19 protein-coding genes and 4 tRNA genes are annotated in these 21,146 nt (G+C 43.9%); 12 read left to right on the plus strand and 11 right to left on the minus strand.

Translation table 11 applies throughout. From position 1 onward, the window contains the following. Nucleotides 1–34: 34 nt before the first annotated feature. From QJS82_RS11170 to hemA, 4 genes are all read right to left on the minus strand, one after another. Nucleotides 35–454 (minus strand): DUF6691 family protein, encoded by a 420-nt coding sequence (locus QJS82_RS11170; protein ID WP_183619622.1) that lies wholly within the window; start codon nucleotides 452–454, stop codon nucleotides 35–37. A 112-nt stretch (nucleotides 455–566) separates the two neighbouring features. Then, on the minus strand, nucleotides 567–1,004 hold the full coding sequence (locus QJS82_RS11175; protein WP_271133818.1) for a YeeE/YedE family protein: 438 nt from the start codon (nucleotides 1,002–1,004) through the stop codon (nucleotides 567–569). Nucleotides 1,005–1,191: 187 nt separating this feature from the next. Next, nucleotides 1,192–2,325, minus strand: a complete 1,134-nt coding sequence (locus tag QJS82_RS11180) for an aminotransferase class V-fold PLP-dependent enzyme (RefSeq protein ID WP_281490534.1) — start codon at nucleotides 2,323–2,325, stop codon at nucleotides 1,192–1,194. A 178-nt stretch (nucleotides 2,326–2,503) separates the two neighbouring features. Next, nucleotides 2,504–3,883: a glutamyl-tRNA reductase gene (gene hemA / locus QJS82_RS11185; RefSeq protein WP_281490535.1), complete on the minus strand. Its 1,380-nt coding sequence runs from the start codon at nucleotides 3,881–3,883 to the stop codon at nucleotides 2,504–2,506. Between the two features lie 666 nt (nucleotides 3,884–4,549). Between hemA and QJS82_RS11190 the strand changes: the two genes are divergently transcribed. The 11 genes from QJS82_RS11190 (at nucleotide 4,550) to QJS82_RS11240 (ending at nucleotide 14,066) form a co-directional block, all read left to right on the plus strand. Further along, nucleotides 4,550–6,508 (plus strand): tetratricopeptide repeat protein, encoded by a 1,959-nt coding sequence (locus QJS82_RS11190; RefSeq protein WP_281490536.1) that lies wholly within the window; start codon nucleotides 4,550–4,552, stop codon nucleotides 6,506–6,508. Nucleotides 6,509–6,731: 223 nt separating this feature from the next. Continuing rightward, entirely contained in the window at nucleotides 6,732–7,358 is a 627-nt protein-coding gene (lolB, locus tag QJS82_RS11195; RefSeq protein WP_281490537.1) for a lipoprotein insertase outer membrane protein LolB, read from the plus strand. Between the two features lie 68 nt (nucleotides 7,359–7,426). After that, the gene (gene ispE / locus QJS82_RS11200) at nucleotides 7,427–8,392 is read left to right on the plus strand and encodes a 4-(cytidine 5'-diphospho)-2-C-methyl-D-erythritol kinase (protein ID WP_281490538.1); all 966 of its coding nucleotides are present in this window, start codon (nucleotides 7,427–7,429) and stop codon (nucleotides 8,390–8,392) included. 40 nt (nucleotides 8,393–8,432) lie between these two features. Then, nucleotides 8,433–8,960 carry a hypothetical protein gene (locus tag QJS82_RS11205; protein WP_281490539.1) on the plus strand — a complete coding sequence of 176 codons (528 nt, stop codon included), beginning with the start codon at nucleotides 8,433–8,435 and terminating at the stop codon, nucleotides 8,958–8,960. A gap of 187 nt (nucleotides 8,961–9,147) precedes the next feature. After that, nucleotides 9,148–9,223: transfer RNA gene (locus QJS82_RS11210), tRNA-Gln, on the plus strand. A 242-nt stretch (nucleotides 9,224–9,465) separates the two neighbouring features. Then, a tRNA-Gln gene (locus tag QJS82_RS11215) sits at nucleotides 9,466–9,541 on the plus strand. Nucleotides 9,542–9,651: 110 nt separating this feature from the next. Continuing rightward, entirely contained in the window at nucleotides 9,652–10,599 is a 948-nt protein-coding gene (locus QJS82_RS11220; protein ID WP_149490452.1) for a ribose-phosphate pyrophosphokinase, read from the plus strand. Nucleotides 10,600–10,888: 289 nt separating this feature from the next. Continuing rightward, nucleotides 10,889–11,566: a 50S ribosomal protein L25/general stress protein Ctc gene (locus QJS82_RS11225; RefSeq protein ID WP_281490540.1), complete on the plus strand. Its 678-nt coding sequence runs from the start codon at nucleotides 10,889–10,891 to the stop codon at nucleotides 11,564–11,566. Nucleotides 11,567–11,763: 197 nt separating this feature from the next. After that, nucleotides 11,764–12,345 (plus strand): aminoacyl-tRNA hydrolase, encoded by a 582-nt coding sequence (pth, locus tag QJS82_RS11230; RefSeq protein ID WP_201618983.1) that lies wholly within the window; start codon nucleotides 11,764–11,766, stop codon nucleotides 12,343–12,345. A 153-nt stretch (nucleotides 12,346–12,498) separates the two neighbouring features. After that, nucleotides 12,499–12,879, plus strand: coding sequence for an aspartate 1-decarboxylase (gene panD, locus QJS82_RS11235; RefSeq protein ID WP_045443274.1), 381 nt, complete (start codon nucleotides 12,499–12,501; stop codon nucleotides 12,877–12,879). Nucleotides 12,880–13,052: 173 nt separating this feature from the next. After that, nucleotides 13,053–14,066 carry a calcium/sodium antiporter gene (locus tag QJS82_RS11240; RefSeq protein ID WP_281490541.1) on the plus strand — a complete coding sequence of 338 codons (1,014 nt, stop codon included), beginning with the start codon at nucleotides 13,053–13,055 and terminating at the stop codon, nucleotides 14,064–14,066. A gap of 101 nt (nucleotides 14,067–14,167) precedes the next feature. Here the strand turns inward: QJS82_RS11240 and QJS82_RS11245 are convergent, their stop codons facing one another. From QJS82_RS11245 to QJS82_RS11255, 3 genes are all read right to left on the minus strand, one after another. Beyond that, the gene (locus QJS82_RS11245; protein WP_281490542.1) at nucleotides 14,168–14,821 is read right to left on the minus strand and encodes an RDD family protein; all 654 of its coding nucleotides are present in this window, start codon (nucleotides 14,819–14,821) and stop codon (nucleotides 14,168–14,170) included. A gap of 266 nt (nucleotides 14,822–15,087) precedes the next feature. Further along, nucleotides 15,088–15,164: transfer RNA gene (locus QJS82_RS11250), tRNA-Arg, on the minus strand. A gap of 186 nt (nucleotides 15,165–15,350) precedes the next feature. Beyond that, nucleotides 15,351–15,440, minus strand: a tRNA-Ser gene (locus QJS82_RS11255). A gap of 355 nt (nucleotides 15,441–15,795) precedes the next feature. On the opposite strand from QJS82_RS11255, the gene QJS82_RS11260 reads away from it, so the two are divergent. Further along, the gene (locus QJS82_RS11260) at nucleotides 15,796–16,590 is read left to right on the plus strand and encodes a hydroxymethylpyrimidine/phosphomethylpyrimidine kinase (RefSeq protein ID WP_281490543.1); all 795 of its coding nucleotides are present in this window, start codon (nucleotides 15,796–15,798) and stop codon (nucleotides 16,588–16,590) included. A 122-nt stretch (nucleotides 16,591–16,712) separates the two neighbouring features. Here QJS82_RS11260 and QJS82_RS11265 read toward each other — a convergent pair whose 3' ends face one another. The 4 genes from QJS82_RS11265 to QJS82_RS11280 form a co-directional block, all read right to left on the minus strand. Next, a complete protein-coding gene (locus tag QJS82_RS11265; protein ID WP_201564470.1) occupies nucleotides 16,713–17,282 on the minus strand; it encodes a YggT family protein in 570 nt (189 codons plus the stop codon). 157 nt (nucleotides 17,283–17,439) lie between these two features. Then, the gene (gene proC, locus QJS82_RS11270) at nucleotides 17,440–18,273 is read right to left on the minus strand and encodes a pyrroline-5-carboxylate reductase (RefSeq protein ID WP_281490544.1); all 834 of its coding nucleotides are present in this window, start codon (nucleotides 18,271–18,273) and stop codon (nucleotides 17,440–17,442) included. A 168-nt stretch (nucleotides 18,274–18,441) separates the two neighbouring features. Next, entirely contained in the window at nucleotides 18,442–20,052 is a 1,611-nt protein-coding gene (gene tilS / locus QJS82_RS11275; protein WP_281490545.1) for a tRNA lysidine(34) synthetase TilS, read from the minus strand. Between the two features lie 174 nt (nucleotides 20,053–20,226). Further along, a complete protein-coding gene (locus tag QJS82_RS11280; protein ID WP_281490546.1) occupies nucleotides 20,227–21,030 on the minus strand; it encodes an acetyl-CoA carboxylase carboxyltransferase subunit alpha in 804 nt (267 codons plus the stop codon). Nucleotides 21,031–21,146: the final 116 nt, after the last annotated feature.

Below are 21,146 nucleotides of genomic sequence, written 5' to 3' on the forward strand. Positions count from 1 at the left end.
ACTAAGAAAACTAAGATTATTATCAACCTAACGACTAATTAAGTTTTGGCTCAAGCCATTGGTAAACCAGCATACCGATTATCATCGCTGGGATAAAGACGTACGCTTGCCATTGTCCTGTACCTAGCAGCACGATTCCTGGTCCTGGGCAAATACCCACCAAGCCCCAACCGATACCGAATAGCATCGCGCCGATTAGCAGTTTTTTATTGATGGTGGTTTTGGTTGGCATCTCAATCAAGGTGCCAATCCAGCTATTCTTTTGCCGCTTAGCCAGTTGCACGCCGACTATCGCCACCGCCAGACCGCCGCCCATTACCAGTGCTAGAGAAATATCCCACGCACCAAAGACGTCCAAAAAGCCCTGTACTTTAACAGGATCGGTCATCCCTGATATCAGCAGTCCAAAACCGAATAATAACCCTGCCAGTAATCCAATTATATTTTTTAGCATGTTTGTTTCTCGCACCTAATGTGTTAATCCAAGCTGTTATAACAATCTATTATGACTAGCTGTTATAAACGATATTCATCGCTGTCTTCGCAACGTACTGCCTATATGACTTTTAAATCAAGCCCAAGACATGGCGACCAACATAAACCGTCACAATACCAAACAACATAAAGGTCACCGTCGCCGCCATCGAACGTGGTGACAGTCGCGCATTACCGCAGATACCATGGCCGCTAGTACAGCCTGAACCTAAACGCGTGCCAAAGCCGACCAGCAAACCTGCGCCAATTAATAACGGTATAGAAGTACTTACTTCTATCACTGGTAACGGATTGACCAAACGATATAATAACGGCGAGATAACAAGACCGGCGATAAATAACACCTGCCACATCTCAACGCGCTTGGGCTTTAAAAGACTTGAGAAAATACCACTAATACCCGCAATACGACCAATACCCAATAGCAGAATAACGGTCGCCACCCCTAGCATCAGACCACCTACCAAGGAGATTGGCGTAAATGCCTGCCAGTCTATTTGTATACTCATAATGTTTACCTAAGCCAATTTTTATCAAATACAGATTTAAATTCGTTTTATATAAATACATTATATAATAAAATATAATAAATAGGTAAAAAAATACTGAACCCTCGTTACACAGGTTCAGTATTTTTTTACTATAAAAACAGCTTAATAAATACCGTCATTATTATAAATATAGTAATTATTTAAACTATTTAGCCAGTACTTCATCAAGCGCTTTTTCAAAACGCTGTACCGCGCCGTCGACATCGGTCAATTTATCAAGACCAAATAGACCTAAGCGAAAGGTTTTAAAGTTATCAGGCTCGCCTACTTTTAACGGGACACCAGCAGCGATTTGCATGCCAGCTTCAGCAAAGGCGCTCCCTTTATGCATATCATCACGCTCGGTATAAGCAACCACGACGCCCGGCGCTTCAAAACCTTCTGCCGCCACGCTTTCAATACCTTTAGTAGCTAATACTTCACGGACGCGCTTACCAAGCTCCCACTGTGCCGCACATAGTTTATCAAAGCCCACTTCTTTGGCCTCATTAACGGTATCGCGGAACTGACGTAAGCTATCGGTTGGCATCGTCGCATGGTAAGCATGACCGCCATTTTCATAGGCGCGCATGATATTTAACCACTGTTTTAAATCTAGGCTAAAGCTATCAGACTCGGTGCTGTCTACTTTTTGCACCGCAGCGTCGCTTAGCATGACCAAACCTGCGCCCGGTGTGCTGCTCCAGCCTTTTTGCGGCGCGCTAATAAGCACGTCAATGCCCAAGTCTTTCATATCGAGCCAGACGCAACCTGAAGCGATACAGTCAATGACTAATAAGCCGCCAACGCTATGAACGGCCTCGGCCAATGCTTTGATATAGTCTTCTGATAAAATAATACCAGATGAGGTTTCAACGTGCGGAGCAAAAACCATGGCTGGTTTTTCAGCTTTGATTTTAGCAACCGCTTCATCGATAGCAACTGGAGAAAACGGCTTTGGGGTATCACCCTCTTCACGATTGGCAGTCAATACTGTAGACGACTTGGCAATTTTGCCTTTTTCTAAAATTTGCGTCCAACGATAGCTAAACCAACCGTTACGGATAATCAGGCAATCTTCATCATTGGCCAATTGACGCGCCACGGCTTCCATGCCATAAGTACCAGAACCAGGAACGATGGCAACGGCATCAGCGTTATAGACTGATTTTAAGTCGCTAGATAAGTCGTTCATGACTTGCTGAAAGACTTTTGACATGTGGTTTAGGGCACGGTCAGTATAGACCACTGAGTATTCTAATAAGCCGTTTGGATCAATATCTTGACGTAATGCAGTCATAGGACGCTCCTAGTATAATAAGAGAAAATTTGGTTACTGGGTTTTGGGCATGGCTGAGGTTTTGCCACATCACTGATGTTTTTTGCTCTATCGATTATAGGGGGTAATTTAGCAAAAAACCAACCCGTGTTTAGCAAATCATTTAGCGGCTAGTTAGATGAGTGGTTTGATAAATGGCTTAGCGACCGCGATGCGCCTCTTGTAATCCCGAAACCACAAAATCTAGCAACTCATTATCACCTTCACGGGCCGCTTTACGCATCAGCTTCGATGGTGCATGGGTCAGTGTCTGGGTCAAACGTCGCGACAGCTCAATAAGAATGTCCTCAGGGCTGGCATTATCCTGTTGCAGCTTAGCAATGGATTCATGCAGCAGTTTATCGACTTGGTCATGGGTGCGCGCACGATATTGCTGAATATCTTTGCCGACTTGGCGCACTTGAAAGCGCCGATCCATCTCAACGACCAATTGACTGACGAGCAGTTCAGCATCGACCGCCGCTTGCCTACGTTGCTCAATATTACCGGCAATCACGTGTTGCAAATCATCGACAGAGTACAGATAAACATCATCGATACGGCTAATGGTCGAATCAATATCGCGCGGCACCGCCAAGTCAATCATCAGCATCGGCTGATAGCGACGGCTTTTAAGCGCGCGCAAGGTCATGGTTTTATCAATCAGCACATCCATGCTGCCACTACAGCTACTGACAATATCGGCTTCTGCCAATACCTGTGGCAACTCTTGCAGCGCTCTCACCTCTATAATGCGATCAGGTCGACGCAGCTCAGCGGCCAATGCTTCAGCACGCTCAGGATTACGGTTACAAATAATAACCCGACCGACTCCAAGCCCTGCAATATGGGTTGCTACCAAGCGATTCATCTCGCCTGCTGCGACGACTAATAAGGTACGACTGGGCAAATCGTCAAATATTTGCGTCACTAATTTGGCAGCGGCATAGCTAAGGGATACCGCTTGCGCGCCCACTTGGGTCTCGTTACGCACGCGTTTGGCGGCGGCAAATACCTGATCGACAATCCAGCCGAGCTGATTGCTTAGGGCTTTTTGATCCTGCGCCAAATGCACAGAACGCTTGATTTGACCAAGTATCTGCGGCTCACCCAATATCATCGAGTCAAGACCAGCGGCGACTCTGAGCCAATGGGTCAAAGCATGAGTATCACGGTGCACATAAAGATAAGGGTCAATCTCATCCAACGACAACTGTTTAAAATCCGCCAGCCATGTTTTGATTTTTAGAATATGGGCGCTGATGGCCGCTGAAGCAGTCTGCGTAGCGATTGCATTATTGCTGGCAATAGTAGCAGCTTGTGGCTCTGCTAAATGTGCGCCTGATTCTGGCGGTAATGAGATTTGCGGGACGAGCGCATAAATCTCAGTACGGTTACAAGTAGAGACAATGACGCTACCATCGGTAAAGCGCTCTAGCTGTTTAAGGGCGATATTCACATCGTCACCAACAAGCGCCAAGCGCTCTCGTAGAGCGACTGGTGCGGTTTTGTGATTGACCCCAATGACCACTAATCTCATTATTGATAGACCATAAATATAACGTTTACCTGCCAGCCAAACGCTCTTAGAATGTTAAGAAATCCTATTCAATCAGCAGTGCTAAAAAACAGCTTTTCACAGACAGCGCTTGATAAACTGTCTTTGAAAAAATGTCTTTAATAAACAATGCGCACAATACGCCACGAGAGACACAGTGTAAACGCCTAAAAAGCGCTTATTATATCATTATTGCCAGCTTTATTTAACAGGCAACGCTTGGCGATGGTATTTGTCTGTATCTGGGCATGGCCGTGATAAATCAACTGCTATGACGGCTTTTCAAGTAAATGCTGCTAAATAGCTAAATTTAAAAAACGCTAGTAGCGTTCATCTTGTTTATTAGCAATGACCGGCGGTGATGATTAACAATGGCAGGTTATTCAATAATTGAGTGATTACAGCCAACTTAGGATAATTTAGCAGTTACTTAATCCTCTAAATATTGCTAATATCTGAGTAACACGGACGCTATTGTTTATCCCCTCAATCTACTCTTATAATGCTAGTGACGGGTTTTCTTCGCGGCTATTTCTAAAATAATAACAATAAAATCACCTTGTTATGCTGCAAACGATTTGACGGGTAAATAATGGGTAAACACTGCTAGCTATGATTTTTTTTGGCTCATCCTTTAGATTGCAACCTATGCATCATGATCAGTCTCGCCTGCGCGCTTTATTGCACGCTATTATTGAGCGGCTATGCCAGCGCCATCAGCTAACTTTATCGTTGGCCGTTTGCTTATGCCTAGGATTACCTGCCCACGCCAAATACATCAGCCCCTCATTACATATCAGCTCCTATGACATCTCTGCCGTCGTCGCCAATGATGCCAATACTAATAATGTAAATATTAGTGATGTAAATATTAGTGATGCTAGTAGTGAAAATTCTATTAATACTTCTGCTCATAAAACGCTTACCAAGCAATCATTTAATCAACAGCCACAAACCACTGAAAACGTGGCTAATGTCAACAGTCTAGCACCGACAAGCGGCGGGCAAGTGACGCTTAGCGAGCCAAGTCTGTACGCGCTTTTAGATGCCGAGTTTGCCGCGGATCGCGATGATACCGAGCGCGCGCTGACCATTTATAAGCAGCAGTCTTTTAAGCAAGATGCGACCGCAGTATTTGAGCGCGCGCTGAGCCTATCTTTACGTAATGAGAGCGTTGAGGATTCGCTGCGCTTTGCCAAAACTTGGCAAGACCAAAACCCCGACCACGTGCCCGCGTGGTTTTATGTGGCGCACTTAGCCTTGCGCGCTCATGATTATGAATTGGCAGGCGAAAGCCTAAATCGTATTTTAAGCTATGATCCGCGTGCCGATCTTAGCGAAATTCTGATTGGCATTTATCCCAGCACTGATGAAGACAAACGCGAATTACTTGCTGCCCTGCAACCTATCGATAGTGAGCAAAACGCTTCTTTGTCAGTGTTAAAAGCCGGTTTGCTGTATCAGTTTAATGAGCCTGAGGTTGCCATTGTCCATATTGATCGCGCCCTAGCCCGTCAACCTGATTACGTGCCTTTCATTACTTTAAGAGCCGATATATTGCGCAAGACTGAGCCATCAGAGGCAGTCATTCATTATATTAGCCAAGCCCGCCTACGTAATCCTGATAGCAAGAGCTTATATTTATATGAGATTCGCTACTTACTGGATTTAAAACAAAGCGAGCAGGCTTGGCAGCTATTGCTTGACGCCCATGAGCGCTTTGTCGATGATGAAGAGATTACCTTGCTGGCCGCACTGGTCAGCTTAGACGTTGAAGAATACGCCAGCGCTGACCAGCTACTCAATATGTTGGCCAAAAGTCCGGCTTACCTTGACCAAGCTTACTACTATCTTGGTATCAGTGCCGAGCGCCAGCAGCGCTTTGAGCAAGCAAAATACTATCTCAATGGCGTCATGCAAGAAGACTTGGTATTAGAAGCACGTCGAAAAGTGGTTTCGTTTGAGCTGCTCAATGATGACGTCGAGGCAGCCATCGCAACTTTAGAGAAGCTGCGTAAAGACTTTAGCGTCTTCGCCCCTGACAGCTTTGTGATGCAAGCGGATATCTTGTGGCAGCAAAACGAAGCCGATGAAGCGCTACGGTTATTAACGCGCGCCGCTCGCAAATACCCTAATAATGAGATGCTACTATTTGCCCGCGTCCAACTCCTTGATGATAAAAACGATTATATCGTTAAGCGTACTTTGCTCAATCATTTGCAAACGCTTGACCCGACCAATCTCTCCTATCAGCTCAGTTACGCGCAGCTATTGCTAGCCAATGAGCGCAGCTCTGAGCAAGGTTTAGCGTTGGCAACGTCTATTATCCAAATCCGTTATGATGACCCGCGCTATGACAATGAGCTGCATCTGCAAGCACTCAACATACTGGCAGCAGATGCTTTAGCGACCGAGGACTACCAGCAGGTCATCGACTATCTACAAACGCCGTATGACGTCTTCCCGACCCTACGTTCAGGTACGCTGTTACTACGCGCTTATCAAGGCTTGGGCAATAATGAGAAAGTCGAAGCATTACTGGCAGACTTACAACAGCGCTTCTCATTTGGGCAGCGCAATATCAACGACCGGATACAGCTTTATTAATGCGTTTTTTGCTTAAAACTTATTTAATACTCATCATAAAATGCGCATAAAAATAAAAAAACGCTTACCATAAAAACTACAAGTCAGTTATAAGAAATGAACAGCCGCGCATCAGCGAGTAACAAATAACGCTTAAGCTAAGCTCTTTTTAAGCTTTTAAATATATGAGCTTCTAAATATCAAAACATTAATTTTGTACATTTGTCACTTTTGAGGAATAACCATGTCCGTATTAAAAAAAACTCAGCCAACTAAACTGGCGCTATTCACTGCTTTAACCACCGCGCTTATGATTACCTCTGGCTGCCAGTCACTAAAAACCGCCAACGCTACCAATCAGCCTATTGGCACGGTACAAGGTCAACCAAAAAAACTTGAGAGCTTTAATATCACGGGCAAAATCGGGGTCACAACCCCTAGTAAGGACAATTCAGGAAACCAAGGCGGTAGTGCGTTTTATGCATGGGGTCAACAAAATGACCGCTTTGCTATCGAATTGATTGGCGCGCTCGGTATTGGCAAAACCAATATCGAATATAATGGTCAGTCGGCGACTTTAGTCAGTGAAAAAACTGGCACTTTAACCGCCGATGACCCTGAAACTTTGCTAAAAAAAGCGACTGGCTGGCAAGCACCGATTTCACAAATGCCGTATTGGATATCGGGTCGCCCAGCGCCTTCAGACAGCGCGCCACAGCTTGATGCCCAGAACCGTTTGATTAGCTCAGTTAATGGTGAATGGCAAGCCAGTTTCACTTATAAGGGCAATGATAAACTGCCAAATAAAATCAGTGCGATGCAGTCACAAGGCAATAAAGTGGTGATGACCATCGATCATCAAAAACAATAGTAATACGCAGAAAGTAGAAAGCAGAATACATTGTGATATTTACGAACAATTCATAAAGACATTTATTTATGACTGAACGCCCCACAACAACATCGGTTATCACGCGCTTATCACCGGCAAAGATTAATTTATTTTTGCATATCACCGGTAAGCGCGCTGATGGCTATCATAATCTGCAAACCGTCTTTCGCCTGCTTGACTGGGGCGATTATCTGCATTTCACGCTTGTAGACGACGCAGCATTTTCTATTATAGATAAGACCTTAGACGCTGATAAGCTATGTCATCAGCTTCTCACGCTGTCTGGTGCCGACACCATAACCAGTAGTATCGATGACAATCTGATTTTTAAAGCCGCCCAAGCGTTACTAGCATTTGCTCTTCAAGCTGACAGACTACCTAAGCAGCTGCACTCAGTGCAAATCACCTTGGATAAGCACTTACCAATGGGTGCAGGCTTAGGCGGTGGCTCATCCAATGCGGCAACGACATTATTAGTTTTAAATGAGATCTGGCAGCTCAACTTTAATCAAAATGAGCTGATAAAAATTGGCGCAAGCATTGGCGCCGATGTGCCGATATTTATCTTTGGGCAAGATGCGATTGCCATGGGTATTGGCGAGGAGCTGACAGCGATTGATTTGCCCGAGCAGCAATATTTAGTCTTAACCCCAAACGCCCATGTGAACACGGCTAAGCTGTTCGCCCATCCAAAGCTACAACGAGATATCGACGCCCTATCCATTGACATTATCAAAAGCCAGACCAATGACTATGTGCAACGTTTAAATACACCTTATCAAAATGTGTTTAGTCATGTCGTCACCAGTCTCGCTCCGGCTGTCGATGCGGCATTACGGTATTTGCAAGGCTTAGAGATGCAAGCACTCAGCACAGCTCGTATGACCGGCTCTGGTAGCGCCGTGTTCTTGCCATTGGATGCGAGTATTATTGATGATAAAACGCTGTTGGCAAAGTGGGTTAACAATGCGCCTTGTGCGGCGTACGTAGTGGGGAATCTACAAGTTAAATAGAATTAATAATATGATTTTCTTCGCTTAAAGGTTATTTATCATGAAAGGCAATTCTTTTACGTTATCAATAAGTATTTTGGCCCTTTCAATAGCCATGACAGCCTGCACCAACAATTCTGATACTCAAAACGTCACGTTACCTGCGCCAAAAGTATCTATCGATAATATGGCCAGTGATAGCAGTATTAACGATTTTAAGAATAAGCCCTATGCCCAGTTTTTTACTTATCCATATAAACATGGTGCGGAAATAGAACCAGCTATGGGCGGCATTTTGGTTATGAAAGACGGCTGTTTGCTTATCCAAAACGATGATAGGCTTAACGTTCCTGTGTTTCCTCATGGCATAACCACTTGGAATGAGGAGACCCAGACTCTGACCGCCAATGGCGTTGATATACCTTTGAACACTGAGCTATTTACTAACGGACCCTTAAGCGGCGGGAAATACGACCCTAGTTACAATTATAATTTCGAGCAACAAGCCAACCCTAAATGCTTGGAAAATAGATATATCGTATTTTTGGGTTCACAGTTTATGGACGCTACAGATTTACCAAATAATTAGCCTATACAAGCTAAAACTGAGGCCAAACCCTACTCATAGCGTATAAATAAAATGAGTATAAATACCATATATAAATTTTCATTAACTCAACATCGGTTTTATTTTCGACCTATTTATAATAAAAGCCATAAAAAGGCGCAAATGACTTGCAAAATCTAAATATTTATTTATAATAGGTCGCCTCAATAGGGGTATAGCCAAGTTGGTAAGGCATCAGGTTTTGATCCTGACATCCGTTGGTTCGAGTCCAGCTACCCCTGCCATTTTTAAGTGTAAAGCGTTCGATATGTCGTCATTATAAGCCGTTTTTAAATAAACGCTTATTTTATTGACATTGACAACGTTATCCCAGTTTCGGTATAGTTCGCAATGAACACCGTTAGGGAAAAGTTATATTGTAGACAGTTTATCTGTTTATAATATAACGAACAGGTCGTGACGCTATTTTAAGCGTAATTTAGTATAAATTATGCCTAGATATCGACGTACACAGCCTAGACATTACAGGGGTATAGCCAAGTTGGTAAGGCATCAGGTTTTGATCCTGACATCCGTTGGTTCGAGTCCAGCTACCCCTGCCATTTTTTACTGTAATAGTAGTCATCAATAGTTTTCCATACTCTTTTCTAAATTTGAGCAGTTTGATACTGCTTAGCGGTCGCTGCTTGAGTTAATCAATAGGACTTCTGTCATGCCTTATTTGGCGATTTTTACGGGTAATGCCCACCCAGAATTAGCAAAAACCGTAGCCGATCATCTCCATATACCTCTTGGTAAAGCTGACATCACGCGTTTTTCTGATGGCGAAATTGCCGTGGAAATCAAAGAACACGTACGCGGTAAAGACGTGTTTATCATGCAGCCTACTTGTGCACCGACCAACGACAATTTGATGGAAATCATGATGATGGCCGACGCCTTGCGTCGTTCTAGTGCTGGCCGTATCACCGCTGTCATGCCTTACTTCGGTTATGCCCGTCAAGACCGTCGTCCGCGTTCAGCTCGCGTACCTATCTCTGCTAAAGTCGTCGCTGACATGCTAAACATCGTCAGTATCGATCGCGTCATGACCGTTGATTTGCACTCAGATCAGATTCAGGGCTTCTTTGATATCCCAGTCGATAACATCTACGGTACCCCTGTATTATTGAATGATCTTAAAAAACAAGATTATGACAACATCATGGTGGTTTCACCTGACGTTGGCGGTGTGGTGCGTGCGCGCGCGATGGCGAAGCAGTTGGGCGATACCGACATGGCGATTATTGATAAACGCCGTGCCCGTGCCAATGAATCACAAGTGATGCACATCATCGGTGATGTCCGTGACCGTGATTGCGTCATCGTTGATGATATGGTCGATACCGCAGGTACGTTATGCAAAGCCGCTGAAGCACTAAAAGCAAACGGCGCGCGCCGCGTATTGGCTTATATTACCCACCCTGTCCTATCGGGTAATGCGCTGAAAAACATCAGCGAATCAGCACTCGATGAAATTGTGGTTACTGATACCATCCCATTGTCTGACGCAGCTAAAGCCTGTAGCAAAATTCGTCAAGTGAGCATCGCACCGATGCTGGCTGAAAGCTTACGCCGTATCAATAACGAAGAATCAATCAGCGCCATGTTTGATGCTTAAGATTTTCTTTCGCTAAAAAATATATTACTAAAAAAACGCTAAGTTTAATGACTTGGCGTTTTTTTATGTAAGATGGTCGCGCACCATTTTACCTAGGTCTTTATTATTGTTAAAGAATCACGTATAATGCGCGCCTGTATTCATCATTCGTTAACCCCTATTATTTGTAGGTTTTTATACTTAGCGACATGATTGATACTTTCTAAAGTATTGATTATCCGGTGATAGACTGGTCGCAAGTCTGTTATTGCTGGTAGATACTTCACATACTCTCTATAGGATTATATCCATGGCTATTGATCATTTTGCAATCAACGCAGTTGACCGCTCTGCTGAACAACAAGGTAAAGGTGCGAGCCGCCGCCTACGTAAGCAGAACCTAGTTCCTGCTATCATTTACGGTGGCGGTGAAGAACCAACTCCTATCTCAATCAAAATCAACGAGCTAGTAAAATCGCTTGAATATGAAGCGTTTTTCTCACAAATTTTGACCATCACTACCGATAAAGGCGATGAGCAACAAGTAGTTATCAAAGACTTGCAGCGCCATCCTGCTAAAGGTTTCCCAATGCATGCTGATTTCCAGCGCATTGTGAAAGGTCAGAAAATCAACATGAACGTTCCATTACATTTTGCTGGTCGTGAAGAAGCGCCTGGTACGAAAGCTGGCGGTGTTCTATCTACGCTAGTGACTGATGTTGAAATCGTTTGCCTACCATCACAACTACCTGAATACTTAGAAGTTGACGTATCAGGCATGGAAATCGGTGATCTATTCCGTCTATCAGACATCAAACTACCTGAAGGCGTGATTATCTTTGATCTTGACATGGAAGATGCACACGACCGTACTATCGTTAACATGCAGCCACCAACGGTTGAAGAAGTTGACGAAGACGCTGCAGAAGTTGATGCCGCTGACGTACCTGCAACTGAGCAAGCTACTGAAAACAAAGACGGCGAATAATAAACCACCGTTACATAGAGACTGCAATCTAGCGTTTACTATGTAATATAAGGTTCGTTTAGTCAAAAAAATAGCAGGTGATGAATATCTCCTGCTGTTTTTGTAAGTAAGGTTTGAAAAATAACAGTTGTGCTATCAATAAATAGCATCATCACAAGCCTTACCACTCATTTATTAAATTTAAGCAGGGTGTTTTTATGGCCATAAAGCTTATTGTCGGTCTTGGTAATCCTGGTCAGCAGTATATGTTTACGCGTCATAATGCAGGATTTTGGTTCGTGCATCATTTGGCTCAGCAGTTTAATATCGCCCTCGCCCCTGACAAAAAATTCCACGGGGTGACAGGACGTGGGCAAATTCATGGGCATGACGTGCGTCTGCTGATGCCACTGACCTTTATGAATAAATCCGGTCAGTCAGTGGTGCCGATGGTTAATTTTTATGGCATTAAAAATGATGAATTGCTGATTGCCCATGATGAGCTCGATATTCCAGCCGGCAGCATCAAGCTCAAAACCGATGGCGGTCATGGCGGTCATAATGGTCTACGTGATATCACGCCGCATATAGGCAACGACTTTCATCGTCTACGTGTCGGCATTGGTCATCCTGGTCATAAGTCTAAAGTCAGCGGTCACGTGTTATCGAAAGCATCTCCCGATGAGCAAATCGCCATTGATAGTGCCTTAAGTGCTGCTTTTGATGCCTTGCCATTGCTATTAGATGGCGATATTGAAAAAGCGCGTTCACAGATTAATGGCTTTAAAGTACCGGAATAAGCTGCCGTTATTTGCATTACTTTAAGTCATTTAAATTACTAACACGTAAATTTAGCAGTGACTTTTAGGCAAATAACTTTTATTCTAGCAACCTTGTCCCCATTAAGCTTTTGATTTGACTCATTTATATCAGTTACCCTAAGGAAGCAACCTATGCTACTTAACATGCTCAAGTGCAAATTACATCGCGCCCGTGTTACTCATGCTGAGCTGCACTACGAAGGCTCATGCGGTATCGACGGTGACTTACTCGACCTTGCTGGTCTACGCGAAAACGAATCTATCGACATCTATAATGTCACCAACGGCAAACGCTTTCGCACCTATGCGATTCGCGCTGAAGCGGGCTCTGGTATTATCTCGTTAAATGGTGCCGCCGCCCATATGGCAGATTTAGGCGATATCGTCATCATCTGTGCTTATGCCCATTTTGATGAAGTAGAAGCAGCAACTTATCAGCCAAAGCTGGTTTATTGCAACGAAGACAATACCGTCAAAGACACTGCCAATATCATTCCGGTACAAGTTGCTTAATAACTATCGATGTTAAGGTGTTTATTTTCACAAAAATACGCTTAATGCTAATAAATAGTGGATGGTTAGCTACGTAAATACTGTATTTTAATAAGAAAGCCGAATCTAAATAGGATTCGGCTTTTTTTACATTTATTTATTCATTTATCCATTTATAAGAAAGGAAATTACTGATGTGGTTGGCGGTTGTTGCAGTATTGGTCGGTTTGGCAATTTTGGTTTGGAGCGCGGATGTTTTTATTGATGGTGCGACCGCACTGGCAAAAAAGCTAAATGTGCCAAGTTTTTTGATTGGGGTGATTATTTTAGGGCTTGGCACTTCTGCCCCTGAAATGGTGGTATCAGTATTAGCCGCAATAGAAGGCAGCCCTAAGTTGGCATTGGGTAACGCTTACGGCTCAAATATCATCAATATCGCTTTGGTATTGGGTGCAACGGTACTGATAAGCCCCATTATCATCCATAAAGGCATCGTTAAGCGTGATCTGCCGATACTGGTAGTAATTACTGCTTTGGCGGCGTGGCAGCTGCGTGACGGGCTGCTAAGCTTTAATGATGGATTGGTGCTGTTGGCATTGCTTGTGGTGGTTTTGGCTATTCAAATCGTGATGAGCTTACGTGAAGGCAGCTTAAAACACGTAGATGAAATCAGTCACGGTAATATCGTAGATAGTGAGTTATTAGAAAGCCAAGCAGAAAAATCAGATAATACTGAACCCAGTTTAATACGGGGTTTGGGTGGGCTATTTCTTGGATTATTGATGTTGGTTGCCAGCTCACGCGCGATTGTTTGGGGTGCGGTTGAATTGGCGACTTTTTGGGGGTTGAGCGAGCTGATTATTGGCTTGACCATCGTCGCTATTGGGACGTCTTTGCCTGAACTGGTCGCAAGCTTATCCGCCGCTCGTAAAGGCGAGCATGATATGGCATTGGGCAATATTATTGGCTCTAATATCTTTAATACCTTGGGCGTTGTTGGGCTTGCAACACTTATCGCACCAATTACAGCCAATCCAATCATCTTATCGCGTGATGTGCTGACGATGGGCGTCATCACCTTATTGCTTGTCGTTTTATCTCTCTTTGCCTTTATCAGCAAACGCCCATTTGGTCGCACGTCTGGCGCAACGCTGATGCTATTCTTTGTCGGCTATACGCTATGGCTGATGCAAACCGCTAATCTATAAAGCCGTTTGATTTTATAACCTTTTAACGTTAAAGCCTCTTAACGTTAAAATCTCTTAACACTAAAGACTCTTAACATTAAAGATTTTAAATATTGAGCATCTTATTTATTGGCTTTGCGATTTCTAATCACCCGCCACAGCCCTTCATTCTCAGTTTTTGGCATTTTTAAGGTGATGGTATTCGAGAGCATGTCTTGTACCGCAAGACCGCGACGATTAAATAGACAAAAGGCATAGTTAAAAATAAAGCCCAAAAAGGCACTGGTCAATAAGATAGCCCGTGAACCACCGATGACACTACCAATAAGGCCAAATATCAGCGGCATCAGACTCGCCGCCAAGATACGCTTAAACGACTGCCCCCACGTTAGCAGGTGACCACTATTATTGACCGTCTTTAAGCGCCACGTTTGCATACCTAATGTTTGCCCGCCGCGGCGCCAAAACAGCCCATAGAAGCCCACTAGCGTCAGTATAAATGACGGTGTCATTATGGCATTCTGATACCACGTCGGCAGCGATCTGGCTTGTTGCGATTGCGTGCCCGTCTCCATCGTCAATAGCGTACCAATCACGGTCAGTATGGTCCCGACCAAAAACAATAAAGCCAAAATCAACATACCATCATAAAGAATAGCCGCCAAGCGCGTGCCAGGTTTGGCAACCATCGCTTCTTCAACGGCAGGGGTTTGATGCGCTGATTGTTTGCGTGGCGATTTTGCTTTAGTAGCAGCTTTTGGTGACGATTTTGACATGATACAAGCCCATAACAAGCGGAAAATAGAGCGCTCATTGTACCGTAATTCAGGCACTTAGCGTACATTATGATAAGACAAGACTTCTGATGCAAAAGGCTGTTGACTGAAATTTAGAAGGAAGGCAATAAATTGGGGGAGAAGCTCATTAAAATAGCAACTCTACAAAAACGACAGACATAAAAAAATCGCCAAATTGTCATAAGACAGGCGATTGATTTAGTTTTAGCTTAATAGTTACATGAACAAATAAGCTAGTATGCAAATGGTGCGCTTGGAGAGATTCGAACTCCCGACCCCTTAGTTCGTAGCCAAGTGCTCTATCCAACTGAGCTACAAGCGCGTACTTTGCACATTATCTACTGAATTATTCAAGAACAATTGCAGTAAATTAGGTTGGTCATTATATAGATAATCTCGCTTGTGTCAACATCTTTTTTAGTTAAATTCAAATTATTTTTAAACTTGATACTAAAAAAATCATTAACGCCAATTTCTGCGTTATTACTCTTTATAACAACTGAATAAATGGCGGTGAAGGAGGGATTCGAACCCTCGATACGCTTACACGTATGGTTCCTTAGCAGGGAACTGGTTTCAGCCACTCACCCACTTCACCGAACGATTTAAGACACTTATCGGAATATTCTTATTAAAAAATGCTTTTTAAGCCAAATATCCTTTTAAACACAGTATCGATGCTAATGATACGTCTTATGCCGTGGGCGGTATTATAGCAAAGCCGAAACGAATTGCAAGCGTTGTCTACAGATTTAACCCTACATTTGCCATAATTATCGATTTAAATGGCTTTATTATTTTTTAAGGGTGAAAATCACCTGATTTAGCCATAAAAAGCCAATTTTATTTTAGGCTTTACTATTGATTGACGAGAATCTAATGGCTATGGCTTTTTGGGCAATGGATGGCTATAGTATTTATGATTCATTGTAGAATAGATAAAAGGAAGGGTTATGCGACCAGTGGTACTGTGTTTTTCAGGATTGGATCCGTCAGGCGGTGCTGGATTACAAGCGGATATCGAGGCGATTGGCCAAGCAGGCGCACATGCCGCCATCGCTTGTACGGCAATCACTATACAAAACTCGCAGCAAGTATTTAGTTTTGAGGCTTGTGCTGCCGCCTTGCTAGAAGCGCAGGCGACCACAGTGCTCGATGATTTACCTGTGCGCGTGATTAAGTCAGGTATGCTTGGCACCACTGACAATATTGCTATGCTGACGCGTTTGTTTGCTGAGCAGGTTATCGCAGCTGACACGCCATTTGTACTCGACCCGGTATTGGTTGCCAATAGCGGTGGCAGCTTAGGTGATGAGCAAACCTTGGTAACGGCGTTTCGAGAGCTGCTCCCCTATGCGACATTAATCACCCCAAATACCCATGAGCTACGGGCTTTAAGCGGTGAGCAAGATTTGCATATCGGTGCGCAAAAACTATGCGCCAAAGGGTGTCATGCCGTATTGGTTAAGACCTCACACGACTTTGATAGTGGTGATATCGAGCAGTATCTGTATATCAAAGGAGAGATGGTACATAAAAGTGTCTTACCACGCCTAAAAGGCGAATTTCATGGCTCTGGCTGCTCATTAGCAAGCTTTATCGCTGGACGCTTAGCAATGGGCGATGCGCTTGTCGAGGCGGTAAAAGCGGCGGATAGTTGGATTACCCAAACGCTGCGTGCCGCTGATGCGCCGCACCCTGATAATGCTAACGCCCAATTGATACCCAATCGTTTTGTAGAATTTTAGAATAATCTATAGATGGTAAATAAAAAAAAGGCACTCTATATTTTATAGAGCGCCTTTTTATTCAGTGTTCGATTTGATACTAACTTTTACTTAATGAATTTAACTTAGCCCACCATTGGCATTTAGCCCAACATTGGCATAAAGCTTGATGCCAATCCACCGATAAATATCTCAAGTAAATAAAAGGCGAAAAAGGCAACCATCGGTGATAAATCAATCATACCTAGGTTTGGCGTAATGCGGCGAAACGGCGCTAAAATTGGCTCCGCTAAATTAACAATAATGCCAATAATCGGATGCTGAGATTGGGTAAACACCACAATCCAGCTCACAATGATAGAACCGATAACGAGATAGCGGCACATACGCAAAAAGTCTAATACCAAGCTGATAGTACCAGTAAAAAATAGCGGTACAGGCGCAATACCTTTATGCGTCAAAGCTGCCTTACCAGAGATATCAATCAGGCGAATTAAAAACATCAATACAATGGCAGCAATACTAATACGACCTTGGGCGACGGTTGGGAAAATACGCCCAAACACATCGACGATATGGGTGGCTTTATAAGCAGGGGCAACCATAGGATTGCTAGCATCCATTCCAGCAAACTGCAGCATAAAACGGATAAACACCAACATCATGGCGAAGGTAGTGACCAAATCAAAAATTTGCAATAACAGGTTGTTCATGAAGTGCTACTCAATGTGACATTATTAACGGGATTTAGGATGACGAATGTCATTATCAGGCATTTTTATGACTTTAAATTTTTATAATTTTAAATAGGGCATCTCATAAATCATGATATACCCTATTTACAAAAGGTTGATGACAAGTAGCGACTAGCTATTTACTCATCTCTTCACTCAGCGCTTGGCTACGGTCATAACAAGCCTGCATGGCTTCAACAATTTGACGACTGATGTCATTGGCCTGCATGGATTCAACAGCTGCTTGAGTCGTACCATTTGGCGAGGTGACCTTGCGACGTAGCTCGCTTGGTGCATCTTCACTACCCAGCGCCATTTTTGCCGCGCCCAGCATGGTTTGCAGCGCCAGTGCTGACGCTTGCTCTTTATCCAATCCTAACGCCACTGCGCCATCGACCATCGCTTCGATAAAGTAAAACATATAAGCGGGCGCTGAGCCTGATACGGCGGTAACCGCATGCATGTGTTCTTCATTATCGACCCACATGACCAAACCTGAGGCTTCCATCACTGCGGTTGCCAATTGCTTTTGTTCGGCAGAAATATCATCCGTACCGTACAGACCCGTTGCGCCCATTTGAATCATCGCCGGCGTATTTGGCATCGCACGGACGATATTACCATAGCCACCTAGCATATTTGATAACAGCGCAGTCGATAATCCTGCTGCCACTGAAATCACCAGCTGCGTGTCTAAAACGTCAACAAAACCACTAATCACTGCTTTCATGACTTGCGGCTTCACCGCCAATACCACGATGTCAGCACCGATAACCGCCGCTTTTGCATCGGCAGTTGGATCAACCGTATTCAATCCTTTCGCAGCCAATTGCTCGCGCGCTTCACTACTCGGATCAGCAACGGTAATCAGACTCGGTTTGACGCCGCAGCTGACTAGCCCGCTAATCAAAGCCTGCGCCATATTTCCGCCACCGATAAAGCTGATTTTCTTATTATCTAATACTGACATACGTGTCTCCTATTCAAAAAATGCAAAGGCATTCAAACTAACATAATGATAGGTAAAATGACACTCAGTTTACCATACTGCTACTGGCGTCGTTTGATAAATTCAAAGGCTCAGTAATGGCGTTGCTGTTTAAGTAATCATCACTATAGAACGTCGCATATTTATTATTTAACAGGTTTTATGCAGAGTTAAATGGCTGGTGATAAATGCGACAAGCTGTTTTATATCTACATTAATATTCGCCTGCTCAGCATTCAACGCCCAGCTTTCAAAAGGTGATATTAATAAAATAGGCAGTTCTATTAAGTGCTCACTTTCTAAAAGCTCGCTTTCACTGTTGCCTTTATTCATAAAAGCCACACTAACTACCACCAAACTCTCACGCATCCATAATGGAATAGCCAAGTTTTGATAAAGCTTTTTGCCCGCTTGTGGACGTGAGGCCAGTGCGGTTTGCACATGCTGATTGCGACCTAATGGCGCAAAGGTAATCTTAAGCTTATCTTTATCGCTTTCTACGTTATAGCTTTCTAATAGCTGCATTACTTCATTTGGCAGAATCTGTAATTGCCAAGCAAATTTATCATCATTACGTAAATTAATTGCAACGGATTGTCTTCCAGTTGCATGAACATCAGCCCCAATAGGATTAGATTCAGTAAAATTAAATAAGGTTTGCGCCTGCTCGGTAAGCGGCAACTCAAGCCATTTGAGCCAGTCGCTACTTAGACGATAAAGCTGCTGACGATAGCGGCGAATGCTATAAGACGCTTTGCGACCTTGCCAAAATAGCACCGTTTGATGGTCATTATTATCACGTTGGCTTAGACTTAAGACATCATCGACGAGCTGTTTGGCAGGCGGTAACGGTTCATCTTGACCAAGCCAATAATGCAATAATTGCCGCTGACGATAAATCGGTAGTTTTTGCAATTTATCTATATTTAGCGCGCGCTGGGCAGGTGGTAGCTGTAATGATGCAATCTCTATCTGTTGCAAATCCTCGCCTGCTTGGGCATTGATTATTAATTGTGCATCACTTAGTAACTGCGCGCTACGAGCAATATTATCAATAACGTTGGAGTTATAGCTCGCCAATATCGGCATAATATCTCGACGCAAGCCGCTACGTACATTATCACCAGCATCGTTGGTTGGGTCATCGATATAAGGCAGCTTTAAACGCTGAGCATAGGCACTGATAGTGGCGCGTTTGATAGTCAGCCAAGGTCGCCATAACGCTATACGATGCGCACCCTGCGTTTGAATGCGCCACGGCTGCATAGCCGATAAACCATTTACCCCGGCGCCTTGAATCAAGCGCATTAAAACCGTTTCCGCTTGGTCATCGGCATGATGTGCCAATAGTAATACATCATCTTGATTAAGTTGCGCGCGCATCACATCATAGCGTGCTTGGCGTGCGGCTTGTTCATCATGACCGTCCACTTGGGCGCGTAAAATCCGACAAGGTATCTTTTGCACCTTGGCCCACTGAGCCACATGCTGCGCCCAAGCGCCACTATCTGCGTGCAGACCATGATTGACATGCAGTAATTGCGGCAAAAATGGCAATTTACCTTGGCGATAAAGCTGTACGCAAAGTGCTGCCAGTGCCAACGAATCACGCCCACCACTACAGGCCAGCCAAAGTCGGCGACCATGTAGCTGCTCACCATATTCAGCCAGACTGCTTAATAACGCTTCTGCTAAAGCATCATCAATAGGCAGGGTGGCTATCGGCTCAATAGGATGGGAAAGGATTGCACTACTTGTCATAATCATTCTTATTTATTAGGTGGCTATATCTACGTATAAATCAATTGACATATAAATGAATCGGCACAAAAAAACGCGCCAAAAATGACACGTTTTTATTTTAACATTAAGCGTAAATTGATATCGTTAAAAGCTAAGTTTAAGTAACCTAGCAATATACTTTCATATAAATGCTTAGCAAGGCAACATCACTTCTGAGTTAAAGGATTTTAACTTCTCATAACGCAGCTCGCAACGCTCATACGCATCGATATCTTTAATCTCATCTAATTGCTCAACGATTAATGCTTTTAGCGCCGTCATGACTGGCTGCGGCTGAATATGGGCACCCTCACCTTCATCGATAACCGCATCAATTAAGCCCATTTGATAGAGATTAATGGCATTTAATTTTAATGCTTCACTGGCATCCTGTGCTTTTTCGGCCGTTTTCCACAGGATAGACGCACAGCCCTCAGGAGAAATAACCGAATAAATACTGTTTTGCAGCATATTTACCTTATCGCCAACGCCTATTGCCAATGCACCGCCTGAGCCACCTTCACCGATAATGGTAACGATGATAGGGACTTTAAGGCTAGAAAACACGGCGATACTTTCGGCGATGGCTTGCGCTTGCCCGCGCTCTTCAGCACCAATACCGGGGTAAGCGCCTTGGGTATCGACAAAGGTCATCACCGGAATGTTAAAACGCTCAGCCATTTTCACCAAGCGAATAACTTTACGATAGCCTTCGGGGTTTGCCATGCCAAAATTATGGGCGATACGCTCGCGCGTACTACGACCACGATGCTGACCAATCACCATCACAGGCTGACCATCTAGGCGCGCAAGACCGCCAAGGATAGCCTTATCATCTGCATAAGCACGGTCGCCATGCAACTCATCAAATTCGGTAAACAGCTGATTCACATAGTCCATAAACAATGGACGTTTGGCATGCCGTGCAAGCTGAACGCTATCCCAGACGGTACTCATAGACGCTTCCCTTTCGTAATTCTATATAATGTAGTGATATTTAATAATGGCGCTGTTAAACGACAATGTTAGATGACAAAGCTAAATAACAGGATTATCGGCGCTATCGGCTTTTG

It is taken from the genome of Psychrobacter maritimus (assembly GCF_029953575.1).
GTDB classification, from domain to species: domain Bacteria; phylum Pseudomonadota; class Gammaproteobacteria; order Pseudomonadales; family Moraxellaceae; genus Psychrobacter; species Psychrobacter maritimus.

Bases quoted from the DNA above. Each gene is read 5' to 3' on its own strand.
- QJS82_RS11260 (WP_281490543.1), top strand. From the start codon at position 15,796: ATGCGACCAGTGGTACTGTGTTTTTCAGGATTGGATCCGTCAGGCGGT.
- QJS82_RS11175 (WP_271133818.1), bottom strand. From the start codon at position 1,004: ATGAGTATACAAATAGACTGGCAGGCATTTACGCCAATCTCCTTGGTA.
- QJS82_RS11190 (WP_281490536.1), top strand. From the start codon at position 4,550: ATGCATCATGATCAGTCTCGCCTGCGCGCTTTATTGCACGCTATTATT.
- QJS82_RS11240 (WP_281490541.1), top strand. From the start codon at position 13,053: ATGTGGTTGGCGGTTGTTGCAGTATTGGTCGGTTTGGCAATTTTGGTT.
- QJS82_RS11170 (WP_183619622.1), bottom strand. From the start codon at position 454: ATGCTAAAAAATATAATTGGATTACTGGCAGGGTTATTATTCGGTTTT.
- lolB (WP_281490537.1), top strand. From the start codon at position 6,732: ATGTCCGTATTAAAAAAAACTCAGCCAACTAAACTGGCGCTATTCACT.
- tilS (WP_281490545.1), bottom strand. From the start codon at position 20,052: ATGACAAGTAGTGCAATCCTTTCCCATCCTATTGAGCCGATAGCCACC.
- QJS82_RS11180 (WP_281490534.1), bottom strand. From the start codon at position 2,325: ATGACTGCATTACGTCAAGATATTGATCCAAACGGCTTATTAGAATAC.
- QJS82_RS11280 (WP_281490546.1), bottom strand. From the start codon at position 21,030: ATGAGTACCGTCTGGGATAGCGTTCAGCTTGCACGGCATGCCAAACGT.
- panD (WP_045443274.1), top strand. From the start codon at position 12,499: ATGCTACTTAACATGCTCAAGTGCAAATTACATCGCGCCCGTGTTACT.
- pth (WP_201618983.1), top strand. From the start codon at position 11,764: ATGGCCATAAAGCTTATTGTCGGTCTTGGTAATCCTGGTCAGCAGTAT.
- QJS82_RS11220 (WP_149490452.1), top strand. From the start codon at position 9,652: ATGCCTTATTTGGCGATTTTTACGGGTAATGCCCACCCAGAATTAGCA.
- QJS82_RS11245 (WP_281490542.1), bottom strand. From the start codon at position 14,821: ATGTCAAAATCGTCACCAAAAGCTGCTACTAAAGCAAAATCGCCACGC.
- hemA (WP_281490535.1), bottom strand. From the start codon at position 3,883: ATGAGATTAGTGGTCATTGGGGTCAATCACAAAACCGCACCAGTCGCT.
- proC (WP_281490544.1), bottom strand. From the start codon at position 18,273: ATGTCAGTATTAGATAATAAGAAAATCAGCTTTATCGGTGGCGGAAAT.
- QJS82_RS11225 (WP_281490540.1), top strand. From the start codon at position 10,889: ATGGCTATTGATCATTTTGCAATCAACGCAGTTGACCGCTCTGCTGAA.
- ispE (WP_281490538.1), top strand. From the start codon at position 7,427: ATGACTGAACGCCCCACAACAACATCGGTTATCACGCGCTTATCACCG.
- QJS82_RS11205 (WP_281490539.1), top strand. From the start codon at position 8,433: ATGAAAGGCAATTCTTTTACGTTATCAATAAGTATTTTGGCCCTTTCA.
- QJS82_RS11265 (WP_201564470.1), bottom strand. From the start codon at position 17,282: ATGAACAACCTGTTATTGCAAATTTTTGATTTGGTCACTACCTTCGCC.